The sequence below is a fragment of the Dyadobacter sp. HNCC25DJ187 genome (assembly GCF_056895255.1).
The window spans coordinates 2375066-2394072 of the sequence record NZ_JBXHAT010000001.1; the positions used below are offsets into that span (position 1 = coordinate 2375066).

General features: G+C 42.4%; 16 protein-coding genes. 8 read left to right on the top strand and 8 right to left on the bottom strand.

Annotated elements, in window-relative coordinates; genetic code table 11:
• Nucleotides 1-32 precede the first annotated feature (32 nt).
• Both AC1XUE_RS09910 and AC1XUE_RS09915 read right to left on the bottom strand, forming a co-directional pair.
• Nucleotides 33-3179 carry a SusC/RagA family TonB-linked outer membrane protein gene (locus tag AC1XUE_RS09910; protein WP_483355769.1) on the bottom strand — a complete coding sequence of 1049 codons (3147 nt, stop codon included), beginning with the start codon at nucleotides 3177-3179 and terminating at the stop codon, nucleotides 33-35.
• A gap of 135 nt (nucleotides 3180-3314) precedes the next feature.
• Nucleotides 3315-3851 (bottom strand): hypothetical protein, encoded by a 537-nt coding sequence (locus AC1XUE_RS09915; protein WP_483355770.1) that lies wholly within the window; start codon nucleotides 3849-3851, stop codon nucleotides 3315-3317.
• Between the two features lie 347 nt (nucleotides 3852-4198).
• Here AC1XUE_RS09915 and AC1XUE_RS09920 point away from each other — a divergent pair, with 347 nt between their 5' ends.
• From AC1XUE_RS09920 to AC1XUE_RS09935, 4 genes are all read left to right on the top strand, one after another.
• Nucleotides 4199-4759 (top strand): Uma2 family endonuclease, encoded by a 561-nt coding sequence (locus AC1XUE_RS09920; RefSeq protein WP_483355771.1) that lies wholly within the window; start codon nucleotides 4199-4201, stop codon nucleotides 4757-4759.
• Nucleotides 4760-4876: 117 nt separating this feature from the next.
• Complete coding sequence (locus AC1XUE_RS09925) at nucleotides 4877-8299, top strand: DUF7133 domain-containing protein (RefSeq protein ID WP_483355772.1); 3423 nt, start codon at nucleotides 4877-4879, stop codon at nucleotides 8297-8299.
• Nucleotides 8300-8468: 169 nt separating this feature from the next.
• Nucleotides 8469-9506 (top strand): hypothetical protein, encoded by a 1038-nt coding sequence (locus AC1XUE_RS09930; RefSeq protein WP_483355773.1) that lies wholly within the window; start codon nucleotides 8469-8471, stop codon nucleotides 9504-9506.
• Nucleotides 9503-9844, top strand: a complete 342-nt coding sequence (locus AC1XUE_RS09935) for a DUF6984 family protein (protein WP_483355774.1) — start codon at nucleotides 9503-9505, stop codon at nucleotides 9842-9844. The genes AC1XUE_RS09930 and AC1XUE_RS09935 overlap by 4 nt, the downstream gene beginning before the upstream one ends.
• Here AC1XUE_RS09935 and AC1XUE_RS09940 read toward each other — a convergent pair.
• Nucleotides 9841-10698 (bottom strand): helix-turn-helix domain-containing protein, encoded by an 858-nt coding sequence (locus AC1XUE_RS09940; RefSeq protein ID WP_483355775.1) that lies wholly within the window; start codon nucleotides 10696-10698, stop codon nucleotides 9841-9843. The genes AC1XUE_RS09935 and AC1XUE_RS09940 overlap by 4 nt on opposite strands.
• A gap of 166 nt (nucleotides 10699-10864) precedes the next feature.
• On the opposite strand from AC1XUE_RS09940, the gene hxlB reads away from it, so the two are divergent.
• Complete coding sequence (gene hxlB, locus AC1XUE_RS09945) at nucleotides 10865-11440, top strand: 6-phospho-3-hexuloisomerase (protein WP_483355776.1); 576 nt, start codon at nucleotides 10865-10867, stop codon at nucleotides 11438-11440.
• Nucleotides 11441-11545: 105 nt separating this feature from the next.
• Complete coding sequence (gene hxlA, locus AC1XUE_RS09950) at nucleotides 11546-12178, top strand: 3-hexulose-6-phosphate synthase (RefSeq protein ID WP_483355777.1); 633 nt, start codon at nucleotides 11546-11548, stop codon at nucleotides 12176-12178.
• 85 nt (nucleotides 12179-12263) lie between these two features.
• On the opposite strand, the gene AC1XUE_RS09955 is transcribed toward hxlA, so the two are convergent.
• Nucleotides 12264-12932 carry an NAD(P)-dependent oxidoreductase gene (locus AC1XUE_RS09955; RefSeq protein WP_483355778.1) on the bottom strand — a complete coding sequence of 223 codons (669 nt, stop codon included), beginning with the start codon at nucleotides 12930-12932 and terminating at the stop codon, nucleotides 12264-12266.
• A gap of 221 nt (nucleotides 12933-13153) precedes the next feature.
• On the opposite strand from AC1XUE_RS09955, the gene AC1XUE_RS09960 reads away from it, so the two are divergent.
• Nucleotides 13154-13363 carry an alkylphosphonate utilization protein gene (locus AC1XUE_RS09960; RefSeq protein WP_483355779.1) on the top strand — a complete coding sequence of 70 codons (210 nt, stop codon included), beginning with the start codon at nucleotides 13154-13156 and terminating at the stop codon, nucleotides 13361-13363.
• Nucleotides 13364-13580: 217 nt separating this feature from the next.
• On the opposite strand, the gene AC1XUE_RS09965 is transcribed toward AC1XUE_RS09960, so the two are convergent.
• From AC1XUE_RS09965 to AC1XUE_RS09975, 3 genes are all read right to left on the bottom strand, one after another.
• Nucleotides 13581-15110: a DUF5686 family protein gene (locus AC1XUE_RS09965; RefSeq protein ID WP_483355780.1), complete on the bottom strand. Its 1530-nt coding sequence runs from the start codon at nucleotides 15108-15110 to the stop codon at nucleotides 13581-13583.
• The gene (locus AC1XUE_RS09970; RefSeq protein ID WP_483355781.1) at nucleotides 15074-16366 is read right to left on the bottom strand and encodes a carboxypeptidase-like regulatory domain-containing protein; all 1293 of its coding nucleotides are present in this window, start codon (nucleotides 16364-16366) and stop codon (nucleotides 15074-15076) included. Before AC1XUE_RS09970 ends, AC1XUE_RS09965 begins: the two co-directional genes overlap by 37 nt.
• Before the next feature lie 119 nt (nucleotides 16367-16485).
• Nucleotides 16486-17013, bottom strand: coding sequence for a hypothetical protein (locus AC1XUE_RS09975; protein WP_483355782.1), 528 nt, complete (start codon nucleotides 17011-17013; stop codon nucleotides 16486-16488).
• A gap of 71 nt (nucleotides 17014-17084) precedes the next feature.
• Here AC1XUE_RS09975 and AC1XUE_RS09980 point away from each other — a divergent pair, with 71 nt between their 5' ends.
• On the top strand, nucleotides 17085-17834 hold the full coding sequence (locus AC1XUE_RS09980) for an endonuclease V (protein WP_483355783.1): 750 nt from the start codon (nucleotides 17085-17087) through the stop codon (nucleotides 17832-17834).
• 11 nt (nucleotides 17835-17845) lie between these two features.
• On the opposite strand, the gene AC1XUE_RS09985 is transcribed toward AC1XUE_RS09980, so the two are convergent.
• Entirely contained in the window at nucleotides 17846-19006 is a 1161-nt protein-coding gene (locus AC1XUE_RS09985) for a glycoside hydrolase family 18 protein (RefSeq protein ID WP_483355784.1), read from the bottom strand.
• Nucleotide 19007 lies beyond the last annotated feature (1 nt).

The following is a 19007-nucleotide window of genomic DNA, read 5'->3' on the forward strand; positions in this document are numbered from 1 at the left end:
ATTAAGTCTTTGAAAGATTTGGCTCGCTGTAACTACAGTTTGAGGTTAAGCGAAAATCCAAGGAAACGTGACGACGGATCCTGCAAATCAGTATCGTTACCATAGTCAGGATCAAGTATTGGCATTTTTTTCCACATCAATAGGTTGTATCCGAATACCGATGCTTCCAGTCCTTTCACAGCAGGACCAAATTTAATCACCTTCGTAAGGTCATAGCCCACAGACAATCTTCTCAGTTTCAAGAATGATCTGTCGAATACGTTAGCAAATTTCTTGTTTTCACTTTCGGTAACTGCAGCACGGTAAGGATACTGCTGGCTCCATGTCTGCCAGTCAACAGCAGTTGTATTTGGCGCATAAGTACGTGTATCTCTGATCACCGCACCCGTAACATCACGTACATATTCTCCACCTGTCACCACTACCCCCTGAGGCACATATACCGGCTTCTCTGCTGCATATTCCGCATCACGGAATTCAGTTGAATTAGGATGCTTACCACCCCACCACATTTTCTCAATGGTGGTTGAACCCATTACTCCACCCCATACACCATCAACATCAACGGCTATATTGAATCCTTTTACCTTAAACTTATTTTGGATTCCCAGGCGCCAGTTCGGATCCAGATGTCCTACGCTTGCAGGGAAAGGATCTCTCGTTGGTAATCCTCTCGCATCCAGAATGACCTCTCCATCTGCACTTTTCATCCATACTGTACGGTAATAGCTATCGGCGCGTTCACCTTTCGAAAGGTTGTTGAATCGAGCCTGATCATTATATATCTCTGTAATTCTGCGCACGTTTCTGCTCCAGTTGGCTCCTACTTCCCAGGTAAATCCTTTTTTCTGAATTGCTTTAAAGTTCGCAATCAATTCAAGACCGTTGGTTTCATACACATTGCCATTTACCTTACGCGTCGCAAAACCCGATGATTCAGAAATAGGCAGGTCAATGATCTGGTTTTCATCTTTAACGTGGTAATACGTCGCATCCAAACTGAATCTGTTTTTAAAGAAAGAGGTAGACATACCCACTTCGAAAGAGGTAGATTGTTCAGGCTTGATGTTAGGATTAATCAGGCCGTTCGGATAGTTGACAGAAGGTGTACTACCATACGTAACATCTTTTGCATATGCTGAATAGATACTATATGGATTCAAATCACTTGAAACTTGTGCCCACGAAGTATATAATTTCAGAAAGTCAACAGCCTTTGGCATGCTGATATATTGAGAAACCATGGTGCTCAATGACGCAGACGGATAAAAATACGATCTGTTGGTTTTTGGCAAAGTTGAAGACCAGTCGTTACGAGCGGTGAAGTTCAGGAATACTGCATCAAAGAAATCAAGATTTGCCGAGCCATATACGCTTCGGATGGCTTTCTCCTGATATTGGTTGGATGCCTGCACCGGCCCTTGGGTATTGTTTAAGCTATATACATTCGGAACGATCAAACCATCCGTGGACTGATACTCCTGCTTGTACACCCTATTCAGATTAGAGGCGCCACCATTCATACTGAACTCAATATCCTTTGTGATGGGTTGGGTATAAGATACAAGCACATCAGCATCCACGTTCACCTGGCTTGAATTCCACATTTTGTAATCACCATTTCTGGAATCTCCGTAGTTCATATAAGATTTCGGACTCTTCATACTTTCAAAAAGTCGCTGATTTCTACTATTCACACGCCCCTGTATCGACAGATTCGGCAATATCTGCCAGTTCAGTTTCGCCTGTCCGTCCAGTACATCCTTATCATATTTCTGAATCAGTTCAGTAATAGCAAAATAAGGATTGTTGTACCAGGCATAGTTGTAATTTGCCTGGCGGTAACCTTCCTGCCCCGGCACCCACATATGGTCTCTCAAATCGCGCCCGTTCACATCATCTCCCATCCAGATAAGGATCGTATACATATGATTTTTAGGACCATAACCGTATCTTGGATAATTTGGAGAATTCACCTTATTGTAAGCCATCGACAAATCCAGTTCCAGATTTTTTGCAACCTGGAAAGTCGAGTTGAAGGTCAGTCCACCAGTTGTGAGTGATGAGTTTGGCGTTTGCCCTTTTTGTTTAGCGTATTTTCCGGATACATAAAATTTCGCCTTCTGTCCTTTGTAAGCCAGCGAAAGATTGTTTGATGTCACATAACCTGTCTGAAGAAAATCCTTGAGATTGTCGTGCTGAATCCAGTCTGTTGGCACACGCTCATACTTAGATCTGTCGTCGTACACAGTACCTTTCACATCACCGTACCACGGAATTGTTTCTCCGGTTTGTTTATTGCGAATCGGACTGTTCCATTGCGGTATCTTCACACCTGTTCCAAATTTAGGCCCCCAGGTCATATCCCCATCAGAAATACCTCCATCAGCTCCATCCCAGAACTCATATTTCCCATTGGAACCGCTACCATATGCTGTTTGAGTTTTAGGATAAACTGTGAATCCGGCAGTAACCATGTTGTTGGTACCAACATTGATCTCCAGCCCTTCCTTTTTTGCCGTTTTGCTGGTGATCAAAATTGCACCATCTTTTCCTCTGGAACCATACAGTGCAGAAGCTGCCGTACCTTTCAATACGTTGATGTTTTCAATATCTTCACCGGTAATATCGAAGAAATCAGTTTCCACCGGAATACCGTCCAGAACGATCAATGGTTTTTTACCTCGTAATACGAAGCTGGGCGACTGAAATATACCGGTAGGATTATTGACGGTCAAACCTGCTACCTGCCCCGCCAGTGCATTACCGACGTTCATAGTCTTGGCCTGAGCAAGTGCCTCATTATTTACCTCCTGAGTGGTATATCCAAGCTTTTTCTTCTGCTGCTTAATACCTATCGCCGTTACAACTACCTCATCCAGCTTCTGATTATCTTCTGCAAGAGAGACATTTACCTCTGTTCTACCGGCAATTTTCACTTCCTGTGCGGTATAACCTATGAAAGAAAAAACAAGTATTCCGTCTGACGGTGCATTTAAATTGTACTTTCCTTCGGAATCTGTTATCGTTCCTGAAGTAGTGCCTTTCAGCAAAACGTTAACACCAGGAAGTTGCGATCCCTGAGCATCATTGACAGTACCTTTAATGGAGATTTGGGCAAAGGTAATCCCGGGTATGATCAAACAGATCAACCCAAAAAGAATAGAAATTTTCTTCATACAATTAGGGGAGTTAGTTAAAATTAATATTCAAAAAATGTTTGGAAGACAATACAAACCCATACCCTTATACGCACACAGACGTACAACAGATAATAAACTGAAAGGCAAACGCTTAGTATAAACGATAGCTATTTAGAGTAACTTCACTTTTCTGAACAGAGCAATCTGGTTTCGGGGATTCTTTTTTTCCTGATTAAGCGCTTTTTCAAAATCTCCGGTACCAGGTGCATATACAACGGCAAGTGCAACACGCATCACGTAGATGTAGTTTTTTACTATTTCATGATCCGCTTTCTGATCGCGTGATGCTTTCCTCAAATACTTATCAATATTCCTGACTGCCTTGTAAATATCTGGTTTCAAAACAATTGTGCGCAAGTTGGGATCACCCGGTACCACTTCTTCTTTCTCAATATAACGGGCATCCGCCAGTGCTTTTAAACATGCTGCTTCCTTTCCAAAGTCAGCAGTATCTATTTCATTGCATTCAGGAGCCTGCAAACCAGCATTTTTCAGTTCATGAAATTCCCATAAGTAAGTTTCAACAGATGTGGCAGATTGAGACATATTGCCCGGCATATTCACCGTATAAAGTTCCTGAGAAAATACATTTCCTGTGAGCGTTGCCTGAAGAATCGCAAAGCAAGTACAGATCCGGATTAATAACATAGCAGGGGTGATAAATTTGCGGTGCAAGATTAGAAAAAATGCTATTTATCTTAAAACTAGACCACAACCTTCAATTTATAATCTATTATAAGCCAGAACTTTGTGCAAAAACAATTAACAATTTATTCATTTAAGCAAACAGTAGTTCCTAATACCTTAATATTTGGATTATAACCTCAATCCAAATATTTATCCCTTCTATTACAAACGTCTATTTAGTAACCTTTAATTGACTACACGAGAGATTTACAGTTTGATAAACAAGCTCAACGGTGGTCAATTAAATCATAATCAATTTTTTCCTGCGTTTATTTTTTTTTAAATTTATCAATTCTAAAAATCAGATTATGATACTTCAACCATCCACCATGGCACTTCCCAAATCCTTTGAGGAATTTCTTCAATGGGACCCTATTGATGGCTTCAAATATGAATGGAATGACGGTGAAGTAATCAGATTTGAAAAAATGAAGAAAAAACATCTTGTAATCCTACGAATCCTCAATCGACTTTTTCTTGCAACTACTGCACATAGAAGTGGTGGAGAATTAATTAGCGAGCAGGATGTAATGCTCACGGGCATTCAAATGCGGCGTCCTGAACTGGCTTATTTCAGCGGAAGCCAAATAGATGATTCTGTCAATTCAGACGAAGAACCGATTCCGGAATTTATTATAGAGATAGTGTCACCAACCGATGACGCCATTAAGGTAGAGGAGAAACTGGCCGAATATTTCAAATCGACCGTTAAAGTGGTTTGGCATATTTATCCCGAAAACGGCGTCGTTTATGTTTACACATCACGCAAGGAGGTGAAAATTTGCACTGATCTCGATATTTGCAGCGCGGCTCCTGTATTGACAGATTTCAATGTATCAGTCAATGACTTGCTCGCTTCACCGGTTTGATTTGCTTCCGATCATTATTATTACAGTAAATAAATACCTATTTCTACTCTTAAATGAAATCTTCGTGATTCAGGTCCGAAACACCTGTTTGGCGTGCTCTTTCAAAAGTCAATCTCAATGACCCCAAAAACAATTCTCAAAAAACCTTTATCCATTGCTGCACTTGTTGCCCTGGCTGTTGTTTCCTGTATGAAAATGACCCCCACGGGCACCAGTAAACTCCCTGCTGACGCACTGGTCATCCGTGAAGATGCCGCCACCGGTAAAGCAAGAGCCAAAGAAATTCGTGAGAAAACAGCTATAAAAGTAGCTGATGGATTACAGCTCGACCTCTGGGCTTCAGATTCTCTCGCTCCGGATCCTGTTTCCATCACGGTTGATGATATGGGACGTGTGTACCTGAACAGAACCAACCGTCAGAAAAACTCTGAGTTTGACATCCGTGGTCACCGGAACTGGATGACGCCTTCCATCGCTATGCAAACTGTGGAAGATCGGCGGGCATTTCTTCGCAGCACTTTTGCTCCTGAAAAAAGTAAGGAGAACAGCTGGCTGAAAGACCTGAACGGCGACGGCTCGCATGATTGGAAAGACCTTACTGTAGAAAAAGATGAAGTATGGAGACTCGAAGATACCGACAATGATGGTATCGCGGATGTATCCATGCGTGTCATCAATGATTTTTTTGATGAAGTATCTGACGTTGCGGGAGGAATTCTGGTGCGTGCGAAAGATGCGTTTGTAGCCATTGCACCAGATCTTTGGAGATTTGAAGATACCAATAACGACGGCATTTATGATAAAAAGACTTCAATAAGCCACGGTTACGGCGTACATATCGGTTTTGGCGGACATGGTATGTCCAACCCTATTGAAGGACCGGATGGGAAAATTTACTGGAACATCGGTGATATTGGCGCGAATATCACTACTGCAGAAGGCGTAAAACATGAGCATCCTAACTCAGGAATTATTGCCCGTTCCAATCCGGACGGCAGTCATTTTGAAATATTTGCACATGGTCTTCGGAATACCCACGAATTCGTTTTCGATGAATTTGGTAACCTGATCAGCTCAGACAACGATGGTGACCACCCTGGTGAAAGCGAACGTCTGGTACACGTGGTGGAAGGTTCCGATGCCGGCTGGCGTTCGAACTGGCAATATGGTAAATACACGGATCCCAAAAATAACGACTATAAGGTATGGATGGATGAAAAACTTTATGTTCCGCATTGGGACGGACAGGCTGCGTACATCATACCTCCTATTCAAAATTACCACAATGGCCCTACGGGTATGCAGTACAATCCGGGTACGGCATTGGGTAAAGAGTGGAAGAATAAATTTTTCCTGGTTGAATTTGTAGGAAATCCTGCCCGTTCGCCGATCTGGTCGTTCGGACTTAAGGCCAAAGGTGCTTCGTTTGTTTTGGATGGAGAGAAAAATATCCTCAGCGGAATTCTACCGACAGGTATTCGTTTCGGTCCTGATGGCGCACTTTATGTAGCTGACTGGATTAATGGCTGGGATACTAAAAATTATGGCCGTGTATGGAAGCTGGATGTAACGAGTGAAAAAAACGATCTTAAGGAACTCCGGGCAGAAACGAAGCGTCTGATTCAGTTGAATTATCCTTCACAAACAGAAGATATGTTATTATCGCTGCTGTCGAATGAGGATATGCGTATTCGCCTGAAAGCACAGTTTGAACTGGCAACGCGTGGCGCAAAAGGCGCTGAAACGCTTAAAAAGGCCATTACTCAAACAGGCAGTCAGATCGCACGTGTTCACGGAATATGGGGAACCGGGCAACTGGCCAGAACGGACAAGTCTTACGGCAATGCTTTGTTGGCATTGTTAAAAGATTCGGATGAAGAAATTACTGCTCAGGCTGCAAAAGTATTGGGCGATGAGAAAATTGCTGAGGCCGGCCCATTGCTGATTCCAATGCTTACCAGTAAAAACCCTCGCGTACAATTCTTTGCAGCTCAGGCTTTGGGAAGAATAGAGGAGAAATCGGCAGTGGCTCCGTTGCTGGATATGATTAAGAAAAACAACGACCAGGATCTGTACCTGCGCCATGCAGCTGTACTTGCATTGTCACGTATAGGAAACGCAGAAGCAATGGTCGCTTTGAGCAACAGTCCTGAAAAATCACTGCGCACTGCTGCAGTATTGGTTTTAAGAAGATTGAAAAATGACAAAGTAAGTATATTCCTTCAGGACAAAGACGAATATATCGCCACGGAAGCAGCAAGAGCCATCAACGATGATCTGTCTATTACTTCTGCACTTCCTGCTTTGGCTGCAACACTTAATGAAAGTCGATTCACTTCTGAGCCTTTGTTACGTCGTGCCATCAATGCTGCATTGCGTGTGGGTGGTGACAAGCAACTGGATGATCTGATTGCATTTGCAAAAAGAAAAAATGTGGATAAAGAACTCCGTGCGGAAGCACTTGCAACGTTGGGGTCATGGGCAAGCCCATCTGTATTGGACCGCGTAGATGGCCGTTACCGTGGTGTGATTGAAAGAAATCCTGCACGCGTTAAAAGTAAAATTCAGCCTGTGGTTACCGACTTGCTTACAGATCAGGATCCTGCTATACTGATTGCGACAGCACAGATGCTTACTAACCTGAATGTATCTGAAAATAATGATGTGCTTGTAAAAATTCTTGGTTCAAGCAATAACCCGAAGGTACGCGCCGCCATGCTGACAGCTTTGAATGACCTGAAATACAGCGACATGGAGACTGTAATGAAAAAAGGCATGACAGACAATGATGCCGATGTGCGTACTGCCGCGCTTGGTATGGTTGGAAGTGTAAATATGTCGAAAGAAACGCTTACAGATATTTCAGGCGTTATTTTTGAAAAAGGAAGTGTAAAAGAACAGCAGCAGTTATTGAAAGTATTGGGCACCCTGCCGATCAGCAAAACAGAATCTATATTCACAGGGCTGATTACGCAATTGTCAGATCAAAAACTGGCTCCGAGTCTTGCTCTGGATCTTGGTGAAGCGATTGATTCCACTAAATCAGCTCCATTAATTGCCAAACTTGCTCCTCTCCGTAAAAACGGAGAAACAGTGGCTGATTATCAGGATGCATTATTTGGTGGAAACAGCCAACTGGGTCGTCGCTTCTTCCTGACCAGTTCATCGGCTGAATGTGTGAGATGCCATTCAATAGGCGGACAGGGCGGTGAAGTAGGACCAAACCTTTCCAATATCGGGAATACTCTGAGCAGGGAACAAATTCTTCAGGCCTTGGTCGAGCCAAGTGCACGTATTGCTCCGGGATATGGAATGGTTGTCCTTACACTTAAAGACGGCACATCGGCTGCAGGGATTCTGACTTCTGAAAATGATCACGAGCTGATTCTTAAAACATCAGAAGCTGAGCCTTTGAAAATCGCTGTGGCCCGTATCGCCAAGCGCGATAACGTACCGTCGAGCATGCCGCCAATGGGCCATATTATGACAAAACGTGAGATCCGCGATGTAGTAGAATTCCTATCGGGATTAAAAAAGTAATCTATTGCACGACTGGATATTTTATTATCACTATAAAAGCCTGGCCTTAAAAGTCAGGCTTTTATAGTGATAAGGGGTTTTAATACTGTATACAGTCAAAAAATAATTTGCTTGCATACAGCATTGGTATGAATATATTGCCTGTTCAAAATGACTTAATAGTATTTGAATGGAACTGGATAAAAAGGAGGCTGCTGTGGTTGATAAGGCTATAAGCACATGGGAAAAAGAGAATACAATCTCTCCGGAGCTGGCCGATTCGCTACGCTCCTCAGTTACACTCAGAAATTCCAATATTGATGCAATTACTGTGTACGCACTTATATCGGCCATTTCCTGTGGACTACTTGCCTTTGGGGCACTGGTGATTGATGAAAAATGGATTGAACTTTTAAGAAAAAAATGGGGATTCTCGGAGACTATTGTCGGCATTGGATTTACATTGCTGGCTGTACTATTTGTATTTTTAGCTAGGAGGCGAAAAGTTAGATTTCCGGATGCTTCAGCCAGTAATGAAACCTATAACATTACAATAGCACTCACTATTGGTATTGCCATTACCTACTGGACAAGAAGTTTTGCCAACTTCGATGGTAATTATGCACTTCCGCTTTTGCTGGCAGCCATAGCATATGGAGGTGTTGCGGTTTTACTTGAATCCAAATTACTGTGGCTGGTTATGATTGCTTCGCTGGCAGGATGGTGGGGCGCACAAACGCACCTTTGGTCAGGAGGAAATTATAGGTTTGCCGGCATGAACTACCCACTGCGGATGACGGTTTTCGGCCTCGTCATATGGGGTTCTTACTGGCTTGTCAGGAAAATCAGCCAGTTACGCATTTTCGCAGACCACACTTATACCGCCGGACTTATCCTCTTTCTTATTGCCGCCTGGACTTTGTCTATCTTTGGCAACTACGATGATTATCAGGCCTGGAATCTGATCAAACAAAGTCACTTCTGGTATTGGTCACTGGGCTTCACGCTTGTTCTCGCCGGTATGATCGCCTATTCATTTCAAACTGATCAAAACACGCTACGCGATGTTTCCCTGGTATTTTTCCTACTGAACATCTATACCAGATATTTTGAATATTTTTGGGACCGAACCAATAAAGGAATATTCTTTGCGTTAATGGCATTGTCGTTCTGGTTGGTTGCCAGAAAGGCCGAACAATGGCATAAAAAAGAGAAAAAAGCTGTATGAGCACACCCAGAGAAAAAAGACCCATCCGCCAGAATGAGCTTGAATTGATCGGTTTTTTACTAATAAAACTAGATCGAAACCTGGCCGATTATTCTATTGATGACCTGGTTGATGAATACGAAGGAGGCAAAATGGGAAGTATAAGTCTGGGTGGAAATCCTGATGCCTATGCAGGCGATCTCATCAGAGTGGAATATATTGATTCCGACCAGACACCCGTTGTCATCACGCTTACGCATGACGAAACAGGCAAACTGCTGGATCTGGATTTTTGGAAAGTCGATTTTTCGAAATTACTCGAATATCCCACACCTGACAAACTCATCTTCGGGGTTTAGACAAGCGTATTGAACTTGGCTGCAATATGCGTCTTGGCTTCATTTTGAAATTGCTCAGGCGATTGTCCGGTATGCTGTTTGAAAAAACGGCTGAAGTAAGGCCTGTCTTTAAAACCCAGATCATAAGCAATTTCTTTGATCGTACTTTCGCTGTGAATAATCTGGCGTTTAGCTTCAAGCACAATACGGTCATGAATGAGTTGCATACCGGTTTTATCAAGTTTCTCTTTCAGAATCTGATTCAGCCGTTTCGAGCTTATACCTAATTTCCCTGCATAAAAATCCGTGTTCCGGACCTGCTGATAATTCATTTCCAGCAAAACCATAAACTCATATACCCGCTTCTGATTGATATCCTGAATGGTGAAATCCTGCTCCTTGATCCGCACCAGTTGTAATAAAAATACTTTTAGCAGCGCCTTTAGGATTGTTGGACTCGTACCTTCCCGCTGATATTCCTCCTCCATAATTTCATATACCTTCGCCAGCTGCCCGGCAGTATCTGCGTCCAGCCGCAAACAGGAAAATTCACCCTGAATGTTGAAAATCTTAAACACATCCAGCAGAAATTCTTTTACGTCTTCATCCAGAAAATCCCGTTTAAACGAAAGCAGTACTCCCTTTTTCCCAGCCTTATTAAGCTGATGCACCCGATAGGGCGGAATCAGATAAATCCAGTCTCCTCGCATTATCTCCCCACCTTTCAAAGTATGGAGCGCATTCTCATTTTTCAACCATACAATTTCGAAGAATTCCTTGCGACCCGGATCGTCCAGATAGCTTGGTGGACAGTTGTCCAGATTCCTGATAAAGATCGGTGTATTGCTGAGTCCGTTTTTAGTATCTGTTTGCATGAAATATTGTCCTATTCCGAATTAGATACCAAAATTAGCAAATAATGCAACCAAAAGATTTATTGTTGGCAAATAGTACCATATATGTAGCTGATTGTATAACCTTTCCTCTTGCTGTTCACTTTAACTTTGCAAGCAGAAAATCACTCATTTTTTGAGAACAGCAATGCAAAATCAAGTTTCAGCAAAACAAATTGAAGAAAATCTGTTAACAATTCTGACAGAAAACCAATCCCTTGTTACAAAAATTGATTTTGAACAGGTAGCTGCTATTATTCCTTTGATACAGGAAGCCAATCATATATTCATTACAGGCGCCGGTCGTACAGGACTTGCTCTGAAAGCGGCTGCTATGCGCCTGATGCATTTGGGTTTCAGTGTGTATGTAGTGGGGGAAATTGTATCACCTGCTATTCAAAAGGGTGATCTGCTTATTGCAGGTTCGGGATCAGGTACTACAGGAAGTATTGTTAGCGCCGCTCAGAAAGCAGTAAAAGCAGGAGCAAAAGTATTGGCTTTTTCTACTACTGATCAATCGCCGCTGGCAGAACTATCAGACAAAATCGCCATCATTCCGGCTGCTCAAAAACAAGATCATGGATCTACTATTTCACAACAATATGCGGGTAGTCTTTTTGAGCAATCGGTTCTGCTGCTGACTGATGCCGTCATTCAATCTTTGTGGCAAAACGAAGAGACACCAGCAGAAGAGCTTTGGAAAAGGCATGCGAATCTTGAGTAGCGCTGTCGTCTAATCGCACAGAGAAGATTCAAACCGCAGATTAAAATAAAAAAACACATCAATAGCTAAAAGCTAACAGCTTATTAACAATCAATTCAAACAAACATGGCAAAATTACAAGTAGCAATCGACCTGTTGACAACAGAAGATGCAATTGCATTGGCAACCAAAGTTGCTCCTTATATTGATATTATTGAACTGGGAACGCCACTTATTAAAAGCGAAGGTCTGGCTGTAATTACAGCAATGAAAAAAGCTTTTCCGGATAAGATCGTTTTCGCTGATTTCAAAACCGCTGATGCTGGTGAACTCGAAGCGGACATGGCATTTAAAGCAGGTGCCGACCTGATCACTATATTGGGAGCTACAGGAGACGCCACCATCGTTGGTGCAGTTAAAGCTGCAAAAGCACATGGGAAAGGTGTCGTTGTAGATACAATCGGTGTTGCTGATCGTGTGAAACGCGCGCAGGAAGTAATTGCACTGGGTGTTGAGTTTGTAGAATTACACGCCGGACTAGACGAGCAGGCACAGCCAGGCTATTCTATTCAGGTGCTGATCGACGAAGCAGCACGTGCAGGCGTGCCGGTTTCTATTGCAGGTGGTGTGAAGCTGAGCAACATTGCGGCTGTAAAGGCTTCAGGCGTGAAAGTTGCCGTCGCCGGAGCTGCCATTTATGGAGCGGCTGATCCTGCTGCTGCTGCAAAAGAATTACGCGAGGCATTAGATGCTGCTTAAGTAAATTATACTTCCCAGGTTTTTGACGACCTGGGAAGTATTATCAATAGCTTTAAAAATCAGAAAAAGAACTCCCTTTTTGCGTTTAAATATTTGCTATAAATGGCGCTTTTCCGATATAGCTTGTGTCATGCAGCTGGTCAATGAGAAATGCGGCAATATCAGCAGCACCTATATTTTGTCCCGGCGAATCTTCAAGGCTTACCCCTATTTCGCTCCTGGCTTCTGTAAATGCGATTAGCGGTACGCGCACCACTGTCCAGTCCGCGTCACTTTTCTGCAAAATCTCATAAGCCTTTTGCTTATCCCTGTGGATCTCTCCGTAGTTGGCCTTCATCCATTCTGTTGCTGCCAAAGTTTCCGGCCCTTTGCGGTCAAAAGGTGTGTCCAGATTTAAGCCAGCTACCAGAAGATAGCGTCTCCTTTCTTTTCCGTCCAAACCTTCCGACTCCGACAATGCTTTCAGGATATTTATTGTAGCCTGACTTCCTACCAAAGGCTCGTCCTTTCGTTGCCCCACAGTACTGATCACCGCGTCACAGCCACGGACCAGCGCATATACGGCTTCGTAATCCAGTACATCTCCTTTGATAACCTCTATGGCAGAATTTTGTAGAGGAATACTTTGTGCTGCGATTTCCGGATTTCGAAGGAGTAATTTAAGTTGAAATCCACGATCGAGTAATTGATCTACCAGATATTTTCCGGTTCTGCCGCCACCACCGATGACCGCTATGCTATTATATGTCTTCATTTCCTGATTTGTAAAATATAAAATACACGATTACACACCAGATCCCTAATATGGTTAAGATCTGGTTGTCACAGCGACTTTTGTAAGGCTGTAACGATGAGTTTGATATTTTACAAAGAGATTCGAATGCGTTAAAGGTAGGAGTTTTAATACTCAATTTCAACATCGGATCATTTCCTTACCTTTACAGGAATTAAGTTTATACCCAATCACGGAGAATAATGGAAGTAAAAGACAGTAATGGCACTACCCTCGCAGAAGGAGATTCAGTAAAATTAATCAAAGACCTGAAAGTAAAAGGCAGCTCACTCACACTCAAAAGAGGGACTGTAGTGAAAAATATCCGTCTCACCGATGATGCAGAGGAAATCGAAGGAAAGGTAGAAAAGAGCGTAATTGTATTGAAAACGATGTTTTTACAGAAAATGTAATTTTCTCAACTTCTCTACAAAAGAGAAAAGTCAACTTTTCTGGATTCTCTCTGATTCCAGAAAAGTTGATGTGTTTAGGAAATAAAAGTTCGAAAACATGAAGTCACTCCGTTCAGTCCACAAAAATGTGTACAGACCGGAACTCGGCGCCAATTATCAATCGCATCGGCCCGGTTTTAATTCTTCATTCTTCTATTCTTCATTCTTCATCCCTCCGTTACTTACCAAAGTTGAGATTCATCGTAGTCCCGATGCGGAAGGCAGTATGTCTATACCTGAATCCTTCAAAGCTATTGGCCACTTCGAGTCTGAGTGGAAAACGTAAACCAATATCCAGGGCATAACCAAGCTCTCCATAGTGATCGGAGTAGGGAGTTGCCAGGTAGTTCACAAAGAAATTCTCTTTGATTCCCATGATCCTGAACCAGGTAATCTGCGTGAGTAAAAACTGCCTTAACTCAGCAAGCGCATGCGCCTCCACATATTTTTCTCCGGTACTAAAACGATAGTAATCCAACATTCGAAATGTACCCACAGGATCGCCATACTGGAAGAAAAACTGATTCCCGGCAAAATGCTGGTAATCCTGGAAACCAGCAGCATCATATTGAAGGAATGCTCCGGCAGCTACTTTATAACTTATTTTGCTTCGAACGCCTGTCTGAATGCCATGTGTAATGCCGACTTGTAAAAAATCGTAGCTAACCTCGCTGCCCAAAACACTGATACCTTTTCTATAGCCTGCTGATAGTTTAGGAGAATCGTCGTCATAATAACTCGTTTTCCCCTTCACGATTTTATATTTCTGCCAGGGTTTGTATGAGGCATGGATACCCACCACCAATGCATTGTGACGTGTTATTTCGAAAGGTGCTGCACTAGAAGTATAGCTTAACAATTCTTCACTGAAGGGAACATTAGATGTAAAATCTCTTCTTCCCCAATTAATCCAGCGATAGGGATCTGTATTCCTTAGGTTCTGAAGTGGCGAACGATCCGCATATTCTACATTTGCACGTAACTCGAAATGGTCGTTTTCACGGGTAGTTCTGAAATCAATTCTGGCAAAGTTCTTCTGATAGAGTTTGATAAAGTTTTGTTCCAAAAACAATGTGGTAAAACTGTTCAGCAACGGGTGTAATGGATTCTCAGAATTAAATTGTGAGACTGTTTGCCCTCCGGATACACTCAGCGTTGACCTTTTCCATGCATAGTCGATACCGCCAGTTCCCATCAGTTTTTCCCGGGCGAAGGAATACCTGGTAAGACCACTGATTGTGAGGGCACCTTTGTCTCTGTTTGAGGTATGTTTAATACCGTTGGAAGATATTACAATTTGGTCCGACTGCTTAACCTGTTGCCCGCGTTTCATATACCTCAGCTTAAATCCTGTTCCATTCAGAACAACCCCTTCCACGGTATTTACTGACAAACCTTTTACAGGGCCAACATATTCCAGGTTCCATGGACTTTTCTTGCCGAATCCAAACCGATATCCTATCAGAATATCACTGAAAAAGCCTGAGTTATTCTTCTTCCTTGTGCTATCCGACCTGGAAGTTCTGATAGTATCGCCTTGCGACCTATTTCCCTGTTGCACCACAATGATACTATCCAGTCGGGTGTAGCTTTTCACTTCAGCGGCCGTCAAAGGTACCGTCCGGATCGAATCCCAAAAAGCCATACTACGCTTACCAGCCATAGAATCCACTACTGTAGAATCATTTCTGGTGAAATTGAGATCCACGTCTTCCCCTTTTCTTCTTTTTCTTTCAACTCCTTCTTCTCATATTCCTTCAGCATTTTGCGCAGGTTTTTCGAAGAAAATTTCTTTTGTTTTGCAACAACCTCTTCCAGTTTACCACTTTTGATTTCCCGGTTAGTCAGCTTCACTTTTTTGCTTTCTTCCTTTTCCTTCTTCGGATCAAGGACAACAATATCAGGCTGAAAAGCAGGATTTACTTTCAGTTTTGAGAAAGTCTGAGAAATGACCAGATCCCCTTTTCCTTTCAAGCCATAGATCCCACCCTGTACATGGAACTGCTGATTCACCGGCATCCACACGTTTTGTACCGGACTGTATACCTGCTTGATCCCAATATAGATACCTGTATTGACCGTTTCCAGATCAAGGCTATAAATGCTCCATTCACCTTCTATGATATGAATCGTCCCCCGGTAAACACCCTCTCCGTAGGATCTAGGGATCACTTTAATTTTATTCACTTCAATTCCGTTTTCCCGAAAAGCACCCAAATATTCAAATTTATAATAACCAAAAGCCTTAGGTGACAAGGGAGAAACGGCTTTTACAACTTCAGGCTGGTAAAAGCTGGTCAGGAAGTAAGCGTTTGCACTGGCGAAGTTTTTATCCTGACTGTTCCTTGCAGCGATTACTTTTTGTTTATATGAATTAGGTTGATTAAAAGTTACTTCAGAAACACTTTCGTTCAAAATCGGCACTCCTTTTTTGAAGTTGGACTCCTTTTCAATTTCTCTCAACTCCTTTTTATACATAAATTCCATCGGCAAGTCCGTGATCACGAAAGACGATTTGGTATATGCTTTGGCTGTATAGCTTTCGACTTGAAGAAAATGATAGCGACTCTTAGCGATTGCGCGTCGCATAATGGTATAGGCAGGATCTTCATCTTTACTCCCTATACGCACCTCACCCAGGCTCAGTGCCTGTTCTTCCATGGTGAGATTGAAAATTTCAATCTTGTTTTCAACCATCATGGACTTCATTCCTGTTTTGAAACCCAGATACTGAAAAATGATCTCATAGTAACCAGGCTTTAAGTCAAGCTGATACTTACCTTCTTCATTGGAGATTGTGCCAATTTCAGTGCCTTTTACAGCAATAGCTGCGAATGGCAGCGGCTGACCATCTTTGGTTTTAATAGTTCCCTGTATACCGGATGAAATCTTTTGCGCTTCTGCCGAATGAGAAATAATGGTGATCAGGAGAATAAGGAGTAATGGAAGGTAATTTTTTGGCATATATCAAATCTGATTTTGAGCTGGCAATATAACAGAATCCCTGCCTTTACTCGATGTAAAAAGCAGGGATTTGGTTGCTTCACAACAGATTTTAATATGTCTATCAGAAAAAAACCTAATTACTTATTGGGATCGGCATTTGCGCGGGCTTTGGCTTTAACCAATATATACTCAATTTTACCCCTTCTTCCAAATGCCGAAATCTGAGAATATTTCTGATAATTGTCCCATTGCTTAAGTTCCTGATTATCAATTGCTGGTTTGATATCTTCCTTCAAATCCAGTAGTCCGAGTATTACACGTCTGTCAAAATTGTAATCCGAAACACCAGTTACCGTAATACGATCTGCCGCCTGATTGATAAAAATAATCTCGACTTTCCCGTCTTTATAAGCCATTTTAGGACACTGCTGGCAGTTTAAGTTTTCGTCATGAAAGTAGCTCAAAAGCTTCCCTTTGCCGAGAAACGCCTCCACCTCCTGCTCACTTCCGAACGCCACTTTATCCAGCTCCAGTTGAACGGTTACAGGTGCATTCTCATCTTTGTCCTCTAATACATAGAACTTAATAAAAATACCAGCCAGGATAATAATCAGAGCAAACATTCGCCAATTGTACCACTTCTTTTTAAAGCTACTTCTTTCCATTTTAATGGTTCGATTTTTTAGGGATAATGATGCTCATTTTATATAAGAATATCATGCCACCTATAAACGTTATGAACGAACTTTCGGATCTTTTGGAATTACAAATACCTGTTGATAAATATAACAACCTGAGTATCACAGAGGCAACTAATTTACAGAACGCCCTGCGCCATCAAGTTAACCTAAAACCGTTACGTTCCGGAATCAGAACGATTGCAGGAGCAGATATTTCGCTGGACTTACATGGGGAAACCGTTTTTGCGGGATTAGTAATTCTGGATATGGACGACTTACAACCTATTGCCTATTCCTTGGTAACGGCAATAAACACATTCCCTTACATACCGGGTTACCTGGCTTTCCGTGAGATTCCGGCCATTACCCGGGCATTCGAACAGATCCCTGTTGCCAACCGGCCTGACGTGATTATGTTTGACGGAAATGGTATTCTACACAGCCGCAGAATGGGTATTGCTTCACATTTCGGTGTGCTCACAAAAACCGTTACCATGGGATGCGCGAAGAAAAAACTGGCAGGAAAATACACAGAACCTGATGCTTACAAAGGAACCTACACGCCGGTAATAGACAAAAATGAAACAATTGGATTTGCCCTCCGAACAAAGGTGAATGTGAAGCCGGTTTTTATATCGCCGGGAAATGGGATGAGTCTGGCTGACAGTATTTCCATCGCCATGAATTGTGTCAGGAAGCACCGCCTCCCTGAACCGACCAGGAAGGCGCATGAATTTGTAAATCTTTTCAGAACCGGTAACTTAAAAGAAGGATACCATGATATACCGAAAATGACCCTGTTTTAATGCAGCAAGTTTTATTTCAAACTACGATCAATTTCATTCAGCAAATAACGCTTGGGATCTGAGTCATACTCCCAGAACATCACGCCACCCATTTTGTTTTCCAACACATATTTACAGCGCTCCTGAATCGACTCCTCGTCTTCGTAGCTGATGATTTCCTTGGTTTGCTGATTCACCAGATAAGGAACTTTCGCTACCTCATCCCGGTATGATTTAAATCCCTTCTGGTTCACCAGACTATCTTTGATAAATGTGTAGCCTTTATAATAGGTCTGTGCAGACTGCTTTTGTCCAAGCCCTTTTTCCAAGGTGCCTGCTACTGTAAATTTTCTACTATAAAATGGAATTCCCATCACAAGTTTTTCGATAGGAACACCTGCCTTCACGAACCCTTTCACAGCAGTATCCGCAGATTTTTCTGTCGGATACATATTTGTAGTGTAAAGCGGCGCATGATGCACTACCGTATCGCCCTGGAACAAATCATAAGTCATCAGATTTACAAAGTCGAGATATTGCTGTGCTTTGTCCATTTCGGTAGCATTCAGAAATCCCACCCAACCTGCCACGGCTGTAGTAAGCAGCTTTTTGGAACCCGTCTCCTTTTCCATTACATCCAGCTCTTTACGGATTTCTTCAAACATCAGCGTATAATTTTGCTTGTCTTCGGGACGATATACATTACCTTCTTCGCCAGGTAATGCAGGATATTCCCAATCAATATCGACACCATCCAGTTTGTATTTCCTGATGATATCTACCGAACTTTTTGCAAATTCTTTTCTGGCATCTGCCGTAAGCACTGCATCCGAAAAATGTTCACTCCAGGCCCAGCCACCAATGGAGATCAGTATTTTCAGATCCGGATTTTTCTCTTTCAACAGGTTTAATTTTCGAAAATTGGTGGAGTCTGTTTTCTCATTGGTCAAAAATGCCTTTCCTTCTTTGATATCGACAAATGCATAATTGATATGAGTCAGCTTTTGCACATCAATATTCGCTACATTCAGCAATCCATGGAAGCCGCCTACGTAGCCGATGACTACAGGTTTATTTTTCTTAGTGGTTTCTTGCTCCCCGGAGGAAGTATTACAGCCCGCCAACACTTGCAGGATACATAAGGTGAGTAAAAAGGCCAGATGGCTTCTTAATGATTTTGGAATTAGTTGCATG